We start from the raw sequence: 13,694 nt of genomic DNA, 5'->3' as shown, positions 1-13,694 counted from the left end.
GCGCCGCGAGCGATTCGGATGGGACTTCCAGCCCGGGGCGTTCCGATGGGGATCGATCAGCCGCGGAGGCCCGCGAGCGCCAGCACGCCGCTGAGGTCGACGTGGTCGATCGCGACATCCGCCTGCGCCCGCACGACGGGCTTCGCGCAGAACGCGACGCCGAGTGCGGCGCGGTCGAGCATGCGGAGGTCGTTCGCGCCGTCGCCGACGGCGATCGTCCGCGAGAGCGGAGTTCCGGACGCCGCCGCCCACTCCTCGAGCGAGCGCCGCTTCGCCTCGGCGTCGACGATGTCACCGAGCACCCGGCCGGTGAGCCGATCGCCGTCGACCTCGAGCCGGTTCGCCCGGCAGAAGTCGAGCCCCAGCCGCTCGGCGAGCGGGTCGAGCAGTTCGTGGAAGCCGCCGGAGACGACGCCGAGCCGGCCGCCCGCGGCGTGCACGCCGTCGATGAGCTCCTGCACACCGGGCGTGGGTGTCAGACGGTCGCGCGCAGCGATCACCTCGGCGACCGGGAGGCCGGCGAGCGTCGCCACGCGCTCGCGCAGGCTCGCCGCGAAGTCGAGTTCGCCGCGCATGGCGCGCTCGGTGACCGTGGCGACATGCTCGAGGCTGCCGGCCGCCTCGGCGAGCAGTTCGATCGCCTCCTCGCGGATCAGCGTCGAGTCGGCGTCGAGCACGACGAGGAGACCGCCGGAGCGGGCGGCGGTGCCGCGGGTCACGCGTTCTTCTTCACGTGGGATCCCTTGCCCACGACGGTGATGCCGCTGTCGGTCACGACGAAGCCGCGCGCACGGTCCTCCGCACGGTCGACGCCGATGTGCGCTCCGGCTTCGACGACGACCTCCTTGTCGAGGATGGCGCGGCGCACCGTGGCGCCCGCCTCGATGCGGGCCCGGTCGAACAGGATCGAGTCGGACACGTTGGCGCCCGAGCCGACGATCGCCCACGGGCCGAGCACGCTGCGCTCGACGTGCGCGCCCGAGATGACGGAGCCGAGCGAGACGATCGAGTCGATCACGGTACCGAGCGAACCTCGCGCGTCGCGCGTGAACTTCGCCGGCGGCGAGTTCACCTGCTGACTGAAGATCGGCCACTCCTGGTTGTACAGGTTGAACACCGGGAGGACGGAGATCAGGTCCTGGTGGGCCTCGAAGAACGAGTCGATCGTTCCCACGTCGCGCCAGTAGTAGCGGTCCCGGTCGGTCGAGCCGGGCACGTCGTTGCCCTTGAGGTCGTACACGCCGGCCTTGCCCTGCGAGACGAACGCGGGGATGATGTCGCCGCCCATGTCGTGACTGGAGTCGGTGCGCTCGCCGTCGCGGAGCACGGCGTCGATCAGCGCGTCGGCGTTGAAGACGTAGTTGCCCATCGAGGCGAGCACCTCGCCGGGGGAGTCGGGCAGCCCCTCCGGATCGCTCGGCTTCTCGAGGAAGCGGTGGATGCGCTCCGGCGACTTCGCGTCGACCTCGATGACGCCGAACTGGTTCGCGAGCGAGATCGGCTGGCGGATGGCCGCGACCGTCGCCTCGGCGCCCGAGTCGATGTGCGCCTGGATCATCTGGCTGAAGTCCATGCGGTAGACGTGGTCGGCGCCGACCACCACGATGATGTCGGGCTGCTCGTCGTAGATCAGGTTGAGGCTCTGCAGGATCGCGTCGGCCGAACCGGAGAACCAGCGCTTGCCGAGGCGCTGCTGCGCCGGCACCGACGCCACGTACGAGCCGAGCATGCCGTCGAGGCGCCAGGTCTGCGACACGTGCCGGTCGAGACTGTGCGACTTGTACTGGGTCAGCACCACGATCTGCTGGAGCCCCGAGTTGATGAGGTTCGAGAGCGCGAAGTCGATCAGACGGTACTGACCGCCGAACGGCACCGCCGGCTTGGCACGATCCTCGGTCAGGGGCATGAGGCGCTTGCCCTCGCCGCCCGCGAGCACGATTCCGAAGATCTTCCGCGTAGCCATGTGCCCAGCGTAGTCAGCCGGACACCGCTGATGACAGGTGGTTGACGGCCCGTGTCCGACTGGGGCTAACGTTGCCGCATGCGAGTCGACCTGCTCACGCGCGAATACCCGCCCGAGATCTACGGAGGGGCCGGCGTGCACGTCGCCGAACTCGTCCGCGCGCTCCGCCGCGACATCGACGTCCAGGTCCGCTGCTTCGGTGCTCTCCGCGAGGAGGCGGGCACCACGGCGTATCCGACACCGGCCGAGTTCGCGGGCGCGAACGCGGCCCTGTCGACCATGGGGGTCGACCTGCTGATGGCGCAGGATGCCGCGGGTGCCGACCTCGTGCACTCCCACACCTGGTATGCGAACTTCGCCGGCTTCACCGCCAAGGCGCTGCACGGCATGCCGCACGTCGTGACCGCGCACAGTCTCGAGCCCCTCCGGCCGTGGAAGGCCGAGCAGCTCGGCGGCGGCTACCGCGTGTCGAGCTGGGTGGAGCGCACGGCGTTCGAGGACGCCGACGCGGTGATCGCGGTGAGCGACGGCATGCGGCGCGACATCCTGCGTTCCTACCCCGACATCGACCCGGCGAGGGTGTCGGTCGTCTACAACGGCATCGACCTCACCGACTGGCACGCGAACGACGACCCCGACCTCGCGCGGTCGCTCGGGCTCGACCCCGATCGTCCGTCGATCGTCTTCGTCGGCCGCATCACGCGGCAGAAGGGCCTGCCGTACCTGCTGCGCGCGGCGCGCTCGCTGCCCGACGACGTGCAGCTCGTGCTCTGCGCCGGGGCCCCCGACACCCCGGAGATCATGGCCGAGGTGTTGGGACTCGTCGACGAGCTCGCCGCCACCCGCCGAGGCGTCGTCTGGATCGACCGCCACCTGCCTCGGGGCGAGCTCACGGCGCTCCTCACCGCGGCGACGTGCTTCGTGTGCCCGTCCGTGTACGAACCGCTCGGAATCGTGAACCTCGAGGCGATGGCGTGCGGAGCCGCCGTCGTCGGCACGGCGACCGGCGGCATCCCCGAGGTCGTCGACGACGGCGTCACGGGCGTGCTCGTGCCCATCGAACAGCACGACGACGGCACGGGCACCCCACTGGATCCCGACCGCTTCGTCGCCGACCTCGCCGCGGCGCTCGAACGCGTCGTCGCCGACCCGGGCCGTGCACGGGAGATGGGCGCGGCGGGCCGCCGACGTGCGGAGGAGCACTTCGCGTGGGGTGCGATCGCGGCCGAGACCCGGGCGCTGTACGAGCGCGTGCTCAGCGGCCGGTGACGCCGTCCGCGTGCGTGGGGCGGCGCGTCGCGTCCCACTAGGCTGGAGACCATGGCGTCTACGGTTCTGCAGTTCCAGCATGTGTCGGTGGTTCGCGATGGCAACACGATCCTCGACGGCATCGACTGGAACGTGGCATCCGACGAGCGGTGGGTGATCCTCGGGCCGAACGGCGCGGGCAAGACCACGCTGCTGCAGATCGCCGCCGCCGCGATGCACCCCACCAAGGGATCGGTCGAGGTGCTGCAGGAGGCGCTCGGCAAGGTCGACGTGTTCGAGCTGCGCCCGATGATCGGCTTCGCCTCCACGGCGATGGCCCGGCTCATCCCGCGGAACGAGAGCGTGCTGAACACCGTCCTCACCGCGGCGTACTCGGTCACGGGTCGCTGGAACGAGGAGTACGAGTCGATCGACGACCGACGCGCGCAGCGCGTGCTCAAGGAGTGGGGACTCGACGGCTTCGCCGAGCGCCGCTTCGGCAGCCTCTCCGACGGTGAGCAGAAGCGCGTGCAGATCGCCCGCTCGGTCATGACCGACCCCGAACTCCTGCTCCTCGACGAGCCGGCCGCGAGCCTCGACCTGGGCGCCCGAGAAGAACTCGTGGCGCTCCTCGGCGGCTACGCGTCCTCGAAGTCGTCGCCCGCGATCGTCATGGTGACCCACCACGTCGAGGAGATCCCCGAGGGCTTCACGCACGCGCTGCTCCTCGCCGACGGAGCGATCCGCGCGGCCGGGCCGATCGCCGAGGCGCTCACGTCCGAGACCCTCAGCGAGACGTTCGGCATGCCGATCGAGCTCACCGAGCGCGACGGCCGGTACACGGCACGCGCCGCGCGGTGACACGCCGAGACGCGCGTCTCTGCTAGAATCGTGTTTTGGCCAAAGGCCGACACACTTCCCTGCCCTCGAGGCGGGGCGACCCCAACATCCGATCAAGCAAGGATTCTCATGAAGACCGACATCCACCCCGAGTACAACGCCGTCGTCTTCCGCGACCTCGCCTCGGGCGAGACGTTCCTCACCCGCTCGACGGTGACCAGCGACAAGACCATCGAGCTCGACGGCGAGACCTACCCGGTGATCGACGTCGAGATCTCCTCGGCCTCGCACCCGTTCTACACGGGCAAGCAGCGCATCATGGACTCGGCCGGCCGTGTCGAGAAGTTCAACAAGCGCTTCAAGGGCTTCGGCGCGTAAGACGCTCCACGACAGGGGCGGGCGACATCGGTCGCCCGCCCCTTCGTCGTACCCGGGTCATGCCCGGGTGAGGCCCGCTGCCCAGTCCAGCGCGTCGAGCTGCGCCTGATGCGCCGTGATGCGACCGGCGTCCAGCGCCGCACCGGCCGCGAGGAGCGCCGCGGCCTCGTCGGGCGTGCCCGTGCCCTCGTCGATCACCGACCGAGCGCGGTCCACGAGTTCGCGGATCGAGATGCGCTCGTGCAGGAACTGCGCGGCGAGCTCGCGCAGCGCGAGCTGCAGCGTGCCCGGGTCCCGGGGGTCGGGGACGCGCGCGCCGAGTTCGGAGAGGGCGCGACCGAGCGCCTCGCGGAGCTCCCACGGCGAGTCGGCGTCGGACATCCCGGCGAGTTCGTGGAGCGCCGCCGAGTCGAGCCCGGCGACGGTCGCCTCGACGGCGGCGTCGACGAGGAAGCCCGGCGGGCTGTCGCCGAGGATCCAGAGGGCGCTCGACTCGACGAGCGCGTCCGTCGCCGACCGTAGCGGGAGCCGTTCCGACATGGGTCAAGACTCCCACGTCGTGCGCTGCGGCGCGACGGACTTCCGGCCCGAGCTCAGCGGAGGGGCCAGGCCCCCGAGCTCGTGAACTCGGGTTCGCCGTTCATCCGGCGCCACTCCTGGTAGCTCTCGGCCTGCTCGCGCGACCAGTCGACCTGGCTGGCGTGCAGTTCGGCGATCGCGGTCGCCGCGAGCTCGGGGAAGGCTCGCGCGATGGCCTGCGCCACCCGGCCGGCCGCGATCGCGTCGGCACCCGCGTCGTGCGCCGCGATCAGCTCGACGCCGTAGTGCTCGCACGCCGCCGTGAGCGTGCGCTTGCCGCGCCGGAAGCGATCGACGGCCTTGTCGATGACGAGCGGGTCGATCACGAACCCCGGACCGCGGAAGGCCTCGTGCCCGTACCGCTCGGCCTCGCGGTGCAGCACCGAGAGGTCGTAGGCCGCGTTGTACGCGACGATCGGGTGGCCGCGACCCGCGGCATCCCGCAGGGCGTCGATGATCTCGGCGACCGCCGTCGCGGCCGCCTGCCCCTCGAGGCGCGCGCGTTCGGTCGTCACCCCGTGGATCAGGCTCGCCGCCGTGGGGATCTCGACTCCGGGATCGACGAGCCACTCGCGTTGCTCGAGCACCGCGCCATCCGCCCCGATCACGCCGACGTGGGCGGTGACGATACGGCACGTGTCGATGTCGATGCCGGTGGTCTCGAGGTCGAACACCGCGAGGGTGTCGGCCCAGGATGCGACGGGGGAGTGCTCCATGCCCGTCACGGTATCCGCGGCCTCCGACAGCGCTCAGGTGGCGCGCCGTAGGATGCTGGGGATGATCGCCTCACCGTACGCCGTCGACCTCGAGCGGATCCCCGTCCGCGAGCACCGCGCCCTCGTCACGGGCAGCGAGACCGCATGGTGGGAGTACGGACCGGAGGACGCCCCCGTCATCGTCGCCGTGCACGGCTTCCGAGGCGACCACCACGGCCTCGAGCCGATCGTGGCGAAGCTCCCCGGCTACCGCGTGATCATCCCCGACCTGCCCGGCTTCGGCGCGTCCTCGACGTTCGCCGGCCGGCCGCACGACATCGACGCCTACGCCGACTGGCTCGTCGCCTTCGTCGCCGAGACCGGGGTGGCGGATGCCGCGGCGAACGCCGGCGCCTGGACCCTGCTCGGCCACTCGTTCGGCTCGATCGTCACGAGCGCGGCCGTGGCGTCCGGTCTCGCGCCCGATCGGCTGATCCTGGTCAACCCGATCGGCGCACCCGCCCTCGAGGGGCCGCGCGCGATCATGACCCGGCTCGCCGTCGCCTACTACCGTGCGGCCGCCGCGCTCCCCGAGCGCGCCGGCTTCGCGCTGCTGCGCAACCGCGCCATCGTCCGCGTCATGAGCGTCACGATGGCGAAGACCCGCGATCCCGGGCTCCGCCGGTTCATCCACGACCAGCACGACCGGTACTTCTCCGCGTTCGACGATCGCGACGCCGTGCTGCAGGCCTTCGAGGCGTCCGTCGGGCACGACGTGCGCGAGTACGCGCCCGCGATCGCGACCCCGACGCTGCTCGTCGTGGCCGAGGAGGACGACGTCACGCCCATCGAGGCCCAGTACCGCCTCCATCCGCTGTTCGCGGACGCGACGCTCGCCGTGATCCCCGACGTCGGCCACCTGGTCCACTACGAGACTCCCGGCGAGGCCGCGGGGCATATCCGCGTGTTCGTCGAGGGTGAGCGGGCGTGAGGCTCCTCGTCGACTGCCGGTACGTGCGGATCGACCACCACGACGGCATCAGCCGGTTCACCGCGGGCATCGTCGCCGAGCTCGCGAAGCGGCATCCGCTCACCATGCTGATCAGCGACCACCGGCAGCTCGACAAGCTGCCCGCCCTGCCGTGGGAGCTCGTCAGCGGTCCGACGAGCGTGCGCGAACCGTGGGTCGCCCGCCAGGTCCGGAAGCTCCGGCCCGACGTCGTGTTCTCGCCGATGCAGACCATGGGCTCGTGGGGGCGCGACTACGGGCTCGTGCTCACCCTGCACGACCTCATCTACTACGAGAACCGGACGCCCCCGCGCGACCTGCCCGCCTTCGTGCGCGTGCTGTGGCGCCTCTACCACCTCATGTGGTGGCCGCAGCGGATGCTCCTGAACCGGGCCGACGCGGTCGTCACCGTGTCCGAGACGAGCGCCGGCCTCATCCGGAAGCACCGCCTCACGAAGCGGCCGCTCACCGTCGTGCAGAACGCCGCCGACGAGATCGGCTCGCCCGACCTGCCGCGCGTCCGACCCGAGGGCGGCCGGCTCGTGTACATGGGCTCGTTCATGTCGTACAAGGGCGTCGAGACGCTCGTGCGCGCGGTCGCACAGCTGCCCGACCACGAACTGCACCTCATGAGCCGCGTGAGCGACGAGCAGCGTCGACGCCTCACGCGCCTCGCGCCCGAGGCGCGACTCGTCTTCCACGACGGCGCCACCGACGACGAGTACGCGAGCGTGCTCTCCGGTGCGACGGCGCTCGTGACCGCGTCGAAGGCCGAGGGCTTCGGCATCCCGCTCGTCGAGGCCATGCGGCTCGGCACGCCCGTGGTCGTGAGCGACATCCCCATCTTCCGCGAGATCGGCGGCGAGGCGGCGACCTACTTCGACGTCGACGACGCGGATGCCGCGGCTCGCGCGATCACCTCGCTCGACGCGCCGGGGGAGTGGGAGCGCCGCTCCGCGGCATCCGTCGACGTCGCGAAGCGGTTCACGTGGAGCGCCTCGGCCGAACGCCTGCTCGAGGTGCTCACCGAGGTCGGCGGCACCAATCGGCGCGCGGCGCACTCGCGTCGCCGGCGCTGAGCGGCGTCGCTGCCCCGGTGCCCGTCCCTGCGCTCGCGCGGGTCACGGGCGCGTGATCACGCGAGCGCTGCCGCCATCGCCGTGAGCGTCTCGGTCGCGCCCGCCTCGAGCTTCACCGTCGCGCGACTGTCGCCCTTCGTGATGCCGCGGTTGACGACCACGATCGGCACCCGGCGGCGCCGGGCGATCTCGAGCAGGCGCACGCCCGAGTTGACCACGAGCGAGGACCCGGCCACGAGCAGCACGTCTGCACGTTGCACGAGCGCCGCCGCCTGCCGGTAGACCGGCGTCGGCACGAACTCGCCGAAGAACACCACGTCGGGCTTCAACGTGCCCCCGCACACCGTGCACGCCGGGATCGCCATGGACTCCACGTCGTCGACCTCGACGTCGCCGTCGGGCGCGGGCCGGATCGCGACATCGAGGTCGATGTGCGGATTCAGCTCGGCCAGCCGGTCGGCGATCGACTGCCTGGCGAACACCTGTCCGCACGTCAGGCACAGCACGCGGTCGGATGCACCGTGGAGCTCGACGACGTGCGAGCTGCCCGCGCGCCGGTGCAGGCCGTCGACGTTCTGCGTCACCACCCCGGACACCACGCCGGACGCCTCGAGTCGCGCGAGCGCGCGGTGACCGTCGTTCGGCTGCGCCGTGCCGAAGGTCCGCCAGCCGAGGTGGCTGCCCGCCCAGTAGCGCTTGCGCGCCGTCTCGGACGCGAGGAACGTCTGCACCGTCATCGGCGTGCGCACGGGCGCGCCCTCGCCGCGGTAGTCGGGGATCCCGGAGTCGGTGCTCACGCCCGCGCCCGTGAGCACCGCCACGCGCGACCCGCGCATGAGACGGATCGCCTCGTCGAGCAGCACGTCGGACGGCGCCGGAGCCTCGATCCCTGTGACCACGCGCGTCTCCCTTCGACGGTGGTGCGATTCTAGACGTGCGGCTTTTCCGGAATGTTTCCGGATGAGCCCCCGATCGGGAGGACCTCGTGCGCATCGAACACGTCACCGACGCGGCATCCGACGCGGTCGCCGACTACGCCCGCCTGACGGATGTCGCCCTGCGCAGCATCACCGAGCCCGAGCGCGGCGTGTTCATCGCCGAGTCGGCGAAGGTCATCCGGCGCGCGATCGCCGCCGGGTGCACGCCGCGCTCGGTGCTCATGGAGGAGAAGTGGCTCGCCGACCTCGAACCGCACCTCGCACCGTTCGACATCCCCGTGCACCTCGCCGACCCCGCCGGCCTCGAGGCGATCACGGGCTACCGCGTCCACCGCGGCGCGCTCGCGGCGTTCGAACGCCCCGAGCTGCGCGACCCGGCGGACCTCCTGGCCGACGCCCGACGGGTCGTCATCCTCGAGGACATCGTCGACCACACCAACGTCGGCGCGATCCTCCGCTCGGTCGCCGCGCTCGGCGCCGACGCCGTCCTCGTCACCCCGCGTTGCGCCGACCCGCTCTACCGCCGGAGCGTGCGCGTCAGCATGGGCACCGTCTTCCAGGTGCCGTGGACGCGGCTCCCCGAGTGGGCCGAGTCCCGCGAGCTGCTGACCGCGCACGGGTTCACGGTCGCTGCGCTCGCGCTGGCCGACGACGCCGTCACGCTCCGCGAGCTCGCGGCCGACCCGCCCGAGCGGCTCGCGCTCGTGCTCGGCGCCGAGGGCGACGGGCTCTCGCGACAGGCGCTCGCCGCGGCCGACACGATCGTCACGATCCCGATGGCGCGCGGCGTCGACTCGCTGAACGTCGCGGCCGCTGCGGCCGTGGCGCTGTACGCGCTCGCATAGGTCCGCTGGGTATCCTGCAACGGATGTCTCCCACGCTCGACCCGGCCAGGCCCACCCCGACGCGACCCACGAAACCGTCGGCCGCGGTGTACCGGCGACGGCGGATCGTCGCGGTCGGCATTCTCGCCGTCCTGCTCGCCCTGTTCGTCGGCGGCGGGATCTACACGTCATCGGCGCTCGGCGCGCCGATTCCGGTCGCGGCGCCCGCGATCGACGACCCCGCGCCCGTCGCCGCAGACGCGCAGGCCGTCGACCAGCCCGGCTTCGGCACGTGGGCGGTCGGCGCGGTCGGCTTCGACGGCCTCATGGCAGCGGGCGGCGAGGACTCGCCGATGCCGATGGCGAGCATCGCGAAGGTGATCACGGCGCTCGTCGTGCTCGAGGAGCACCCCATCGCCGAGGGCGAGGGCGGCCCGCAGATCGCGTACACCGACGCGGACGTCGACATCTACTGGGACATGGTCGCGCAGAACGGGTCGGTCGCGCCCGTCGTGGCCGGCTCCGAGCTCTCGCTCAAGGAGAGCCTCGAAGCGATGATGCTGCCCTCGGGCAACAACTACAGCATCTCGCTCGCGAACTGGGCGTTCGGCTCGGTCGACGCCTACCTCGAGCGCGCGACGGCCTGGCTCGCCGACCACGGGCTCGCCGAGACCCGCGTCGTCGACACCAGCGGGCTCTCGCTCGACGACGTCAGCACCGCGTCCGATCTCGTCCGCCTCGGCGAGATCGCGCTGGAGAACCCGACCCTCGCCGAGATCGTGGCGACCCAGTCGGTCGACATCCCCGAACTCGGGAGGCTGTCGAACTCCAACAGGCTGCTCGGGACGCACGGCATCGACGGCATCAAGACCGGCACGACGGATGACGCGGCGAACCTGCTGTTCTCCGCCGACGTGGCGGTGGGTGAGACCTCCGTCACACTGGTCGGCGTCGTGCTGGGCGGCGACACGCACGCGCTCGTGCGCGAGGCCGTCGCGGGACTCGTCGATTCGATCGGCCCCGGCTTCCACGAGGTCCTCGCCCTCGAGGCCGGTCGTCCGCTCGCGGCGTACGCGACGCCGTGGGGCGACACGGCCGAGGCACGCGCGACCGAGGGTGCGACGGTCGTCGTCTGGTCGGACACCCCCGTCGACGTCGCGGTGCAGGCCGAACCCCTCCGCCTCGTCGACGACGGCGACGAGGTCGGCGTGGCCACGGTGACCGCCGGTTCGCAGGTGATCGAGATCCCGCTCGTCGTCGACGGCGCGCTCGAGGATCCGGGCGCCTGGTGGCGCCTGTCGAACCCGGGCGCGCTCGACGAGGGCGTCATCGCCGACGCCCCGCACCCGGGCTGAGGGGGCCCGCTCAGCCCCCGGGCGTCGACTCCGGGCGCGAGGCGTAGGGCCCTGCCGCCGGTCGCTTCGGGGTGACGAGGTCGCCCGACGACTGGTGCCGGATGCGCCGGATGACCCACGGCACGAGGTACTCGCGCGCCCACGACAGGTCCTCCGTCCGCGCCTCGCGCCAGGTCCGCTCCGGCAGCGGCTCCGGCTTCATCGGCTCGAGGTCGTTCTCGACGTTCAGCGCGTCGAGCACCATGCGGGCGACGGTGTGATGCCCGAGGGCGTTCAGGTGCAGGCGGTCGCGGTCCCACATCCGCTGGTCCTGGATCTCGGCGAGCGCCCACTGGTCGGCGACCAGGCAGTCGTGCTTCTGGGCGATCGCGCGGAGGTTCTCGTTGTAGATCGCGACCTTGCCGCGGATGCCGCGGAACACGGGGGAGAAGCCGACATCGACGCCCGTGAAGATCACGATCGTCGCGCGGTCGCGCGCGAGGCGTTCGATCGCGTACTCGAACCGGGCCGAGATCTCGTCGGGGTCCGTGCGCGGACGGATGACGTCGTTGCCTCCCGCCGAGATCGTGATGAGGTCGGGGCGCAGCTCGAGCGCGGGTTCGATCTGCTCGTCGATGATCTGCTGGATGAGGCGCCCCCGGATCGCGAGGTTCGCGTAGGCGAAGTCGTCGGCGCCCTGCGAGAGCACCTCGGCGACGCGGTCGGCCCAGCCGCGGTGCCCGCCCGGCACGCCGGGCTCGGGGTCGCCGATGCCCTCCGTGAACGAGTCGCCGATCGCGACATATCTCGACCAGGGATGCTGCTGGGTGACCATCCCTCCATTCTGCACAGCCGCGCGGCAGCCCGTGCGGCGTGTCCACTGCACGTGCGTGCGGCACGCGACATCCGTGTCGGTCGACTCGACTACAGTGCTGCAGAGTGAGCAACGCGACCCCCACCGGCAGCCAGCACCTGCCGGGCACCTCGGCCGCCGAGCATCTCTCTCCGTCGTTCCCCGCCCGCGCCCCGTGGGGCACCGCGTCGAAGCTCCGCGCCTGGCAGGCCGAGGCACTCGAGCGGTACTTCGCGAGCGAGCCGCGCGACTTCCTCGCCGCGGCGACGCCCGGCGCCGGCAAGACGACGTTCGCGCTCCGCCTCGCGGCGGAACTGCGGGCGCGACGCACGATCGACCGGATCACGGTGGTCGCGCCCACCGACCACCTGAAGCGCCAGTGGGCGGATGCCGCCGCCCGGGTCGGCATCCGACTCGATCCCGGGTTCCGCAACGCCCACGGCCGGTCCGCCCGGCACTTCCACGGCGTCGCCGTGACGTACGCGCAGGTCGCCGTGCGACCCGCCCTGCACCGCGAACTCACACTCTCGGGCCGATCGCTCGTGATCCTCGACGAGGTCCACCACGGTGGCGACACGCTGTCGTGGGGCGACGCGATCCGCGAGGCGTTCGAGCCCGCGACCAGACGGCTCTCGCTCACCGGCACGCCGTTCCGCAGCGACACCGCGCCCATCCCGTTCGTCGACTACGCCCCCGACGAGCAGGGCATCCGCGTCTCCCGGACCGACTACGACTACGGGTACGGCCGGGCCCTGCAGGACGGTGTGGTGCGACCCGTGCTCTTCATGGTCTACGCGGGCAGCATGCGCTGGCGCACCAAGGCGGGCGACGAGATGGAGGCCCGACTCGGCGAGGATGCCACCAAGGACATCCACTCGGCGGCCTGGCGCACCGCGCTCGAGCCGACCGGGGAGTGGATCCCCTCCGTCCTGCAGGCCGCCGACCGGCGACTCACCGAGGTGCGGCATGCGATCCCCGACGCGGGCGGGCTCGTCATCGCGACCGACCAGTCGACCGCGCGCGCCTACGCCGAGATCCTGGAGCGCGTGTGCGGTGAGAAGGTCACCGTGGTGCTCTCCGACGAGAAGGAGGCATCCGGGCGGATCGAGGAGTTCTCCGAGGGCACGAGCCGGTGGATGGTCGCGGTCCGCATGGTGTCGGAGGGGGTCGACGTGCCGCGTCTCGCGGTCGGGGTCTATGCGACGAGCTCGTCGACGCCGCTCTTCTTCGCCCAGGCGATCGGTCGCTTCGTGCGCGCACGCCGCCGCGGCGAGACGGCGTCGGTGTTCCTTCCCAACGTGCCGGTGCTGATGGCCCTCGCCGGCGAACTGGAGCGGCAGCGCGACCACGCGCTCGACCGGCGCAGCGGAGACGGCGACGACGATCCCGGTCTCGACGACGGGCTGCTCGAGGCCGCCAACCGCGACGAGACGGCGTCGGACGAACTCCAGGACGAGTTCACCTGGCAGGCGCTCGGGTCCGACGCGACGTTCGACCGCGTCGTCTACGACGGCACCGACTTCGGCACGTTCGCCGAGCCCGGCAGCGATGAGGAGCTGGACTTCATCGGCATTCCCGGCATCCTCGAGCCCGAGCAGGTCCACGAACTGCTGCGCCATCGCCAGGCGCGCCAGGCGCGCCGAGCGTCGGACCGACGCAGGCACGCCCTGTCCGCGGGCGAGGACGGCGAAGACCGAGCCGAGGAGCGCGCGGAGCCGGTGGCGCTGTACCGCACGCTGAAGGAGCAGCGTTCGCTGCTGAACAGCCTCGTCGGCCTCTACGCCAGGCAGACCGGGCAGGCGCATTCGCTCGTGCACGCCGAACTGCGCCGCGCGTGCGGCGGACCCGAGGTCGCCCAGGCGACCGTGACGCAGCTGCAGTCCCGCATCGAGCTGTTGCGCAGGCGACTCTCGGGTCGCTGACCCGGCCCCGACGGCGACGGGGTCGGGCGTAG

General features: G+C 71.8%; 14 protein-coding genes. 8 read left to right on the top strand and 6 right to left on the bottom strand.

Features of this window, described 5'->3' with window-relative positions:
* Nucleotides 1-56: 56 nt before the first annotated feature.
* Together serB and glgC are read right to left on the bottom strand one after the other, a co-directional pair.
* Nucleotides 57-719, bottom strand: coding sequence for a phosphoserine phosphatase SerB (serB, locus tag ACIQH8_RS11320; protein WP_400998548.1), 663 nt, complete (start codon nt 717-719; stop codon nt 57-59).
* The gene (gene glgC / locus ACIQH8_RS11315; RefSeq protein ID WP_400998545.1) at nt 716-1,963 is read right to left on the bottom strand and encodes a glucose-1-phosphate adenylyltransferase; all 1,248 of its coding nucleotides are present in this window, start codon (nt 1,961-1,963) and stop codon (nt 716-718) included. The genes serB and glgC overlap by 4 nt, the downstream gene beginning before the upstream one ends.
* A gap of 78 nt (nt 1,964-2,041) precedes the next feature.
* Between glgC and glgA the strand changes: the two genes are divergently transcribed.
* From glgA to ACIQH8_RS11300, 3 genes are all read left to right on the top strand, one after another.
* Complete coding sequence (glgA, locus tag ACIQH8_RS11310) at nt 2,042-3,232, top strand: glycogen synthase (RefSeq protein ID WP_400998543.1); 1,191 nt, start codon at nt 2,042-2,044, stop codon at nt 3,230-3,232.
* A gap of 51 nt (nt 3,233-3,283) precedes the next feature.
* The gene (locus tag ACIQH8_RS11305) at nt 3,284-4,072 is read left to right on the top strand and encodes an ABC transporter ATP-binding protein (RefSeq protein ID WP_400998540.1); all 789 of its coding nucleotides are present in this window, start codon (nt 3,284-3,286) and stop codon (nt 4,070-4,072) included.
* A 108-nt stretch (nt 4,073-4,180) separates the two neighbouring features.
* Nucleotides 4,181-4,429, top strand: a complete 249-nt coding sequence (locus ACIQH8_RS11300) for a type B 50S ribosomal protein L31 (RefSeq protein ID WP_129233276.1) — start codon at nt 4,181-4,183, stop codon at nt 4,427-4,429.
* A gap of 57 nt (nt 4,430-4,486) precedes the next feature.
* Here ACIQH8_RS11300 and ACIQH8_RS11295 read toward each other — a convergent pair whose 3' ends face one another.
* Together ACIQH8_RS11295 and ACIQH8_RS11290 are read right to left on the bottom strand one after the other, a co-directional pair.
* A complete protein-coding gene (locus tag ACIQH8_RS11295) occupies nt 4,487-4,969 on the bottom strand; it encodes a hypothetical protein (protein ID WP_400998537.1) in 483 nt (160 codons plus the stop codon).
* A 53-nt stretch (nt 4,970-5,022) separates the two neighbouring features.
* Nucleotides 5,023-5,724, bottom strand: a complete 702-nt coding sequence (locus ACIQH8_RS11290) for an exonuclease domain-containing protein (protein WP_400998534.1) — start codon at nt 5,722-5,724, stop codon at nt 5,023-5,025.
* Nucleotides 5,725-5,785: 61 nt separating this feature from the next.
* Between ACIQH8_RS11290 and ACIQH8_RS11285 the strand changes: the two genes are divergently transcribed.
* Both ACIQH8_RS11285 and ACIQH8_RS11280 read left to right on the top strand, forming a co-directional pair.
* Nucleotides 5,786-6,694, top strand: a complete 909-nt coding sequence (locus ACIQH8_RS11285) for an alpha/beta fold hydrolase (RefSeq protein WP_400998531.1) — start codon at nt 5,786-5,788, stop codon at nt 6,692-6,694.
* Nucleotides 6,691-7,791 (top strand): glycosyltransferase family 4 protein, encoded by a 1,101-nt coding sequence (locus ACIQH8_RS11280; RefSeq protein ID WP_400998528.1) that lies wholly within the window; start codon nt 6,691-6,693, stop codon nt 7,789-7,791. The genes ACIQH8_RS11285 and ACIQH8_RS11280 overlap by 4 nt, the downstream gene beginning before the upstream one ends.
* A gap of 56 nt (nt 7,792-7,847) precedes the next feature.
* Here the strand turns inward: ACIQH8_RS11280 and ACIQH8_RS11275 are convergent, their stop codons facing one another.
* A complete protein-coding gene (locus ACIQH8_RS11275) occupies nt 7,848-8,627 on the bottom strand; it encodes a Sir2 family NAD-dependent protein deacetylase (protein WP_400999802.1) in 780 nt (259 codons plus the stop codon).
* 149 nt (nt 8,628-8,776) lie between these two features.
* Between ACIQH8_RS11275 and ACIQH8_RS11270 the strand changes: the two genes are divergently transcribed.
* Together ACIQH8_RS11270 and ACIQH8_RS11265 are read left to right on the top strand one after the other, a co-directional pair.
* Nucleotides 8,777-9,574: a TrmH family RNA methyltransferase gene (locus tag ACIQH8_RS11270; RefSeq protein WP_400998525.1), complete on the top strand. Its 798-nt coding sequence runs from the start codon at nt 8,777-8,779 to the stop codon at nt 9,572-9,574.
* A gap of 23 nt (nt 9,575-9,597) precedes the next feature.
* Nucleotides 9,598-10,908: a D-alanyl-D-alanine carboxypeptidase family protein gene (locus tag ACIQH8_RS11265; protein ID WP_400998522.1), complete on the top strand. Its 1,311-nt coding sequence runs from the start codon at nt 9,598-9,600 to the stop codon at nt 10,906-10,908.
* Between the two features lie 10 nt (nt 10,909-10,918).
* On the opposite strand, the gene ACIQH8_RS11260 is transcribed toward ACIQH8_RS11265, so the two are convergent.
* Nucleotides 10,919-11,722, bottom strand: a complete 804-nt coding sequence (locus ACIQH8_RS11260) for an SGNH/GDSL hydrolase family protein (RefSeq protein ID WP_400998519.1) — start codon at nt 11,720-11,722, stop codon at nt 10,919-10,921.
* A 104-nt stretch (nt 11,723-11,826) separates the two neighbouring features.
* Here ACIQH8_RS11260 and ACIQH8_RS11255 point away from each other — a divergent pair, with 104 nt between their 5' ends.
* Nucleotides 11,827-13,662 carry a DEAD/DEAH box helicase gene (locus ACIQH8_RS11255; RefSeq protein ID WP_400998516.1) on the top strand — a complete coding sequence of 612 codons (1,836 nt, stop codon included), beginning with the start codon at nt 11,827-11,829 and terminating at the stop codon, nt 13,660-13,662.
* Nucleotides 13,663-13,694 lie beyond the last annotated feature (32 nt).

It is taken from the genome of Agromyces sp. GXQ0307, from assembly GCF_044769845.1.
Lineage (GTDB): Bacteria > Actinomycetota > Actinomycetes > Actinomycetales > Microbacteriaceae > Agromyces.
Note: the sequence above shows the minus strand (reverse complement) of the source record. Positions and strands in the feature narration are given on the sequence as shown.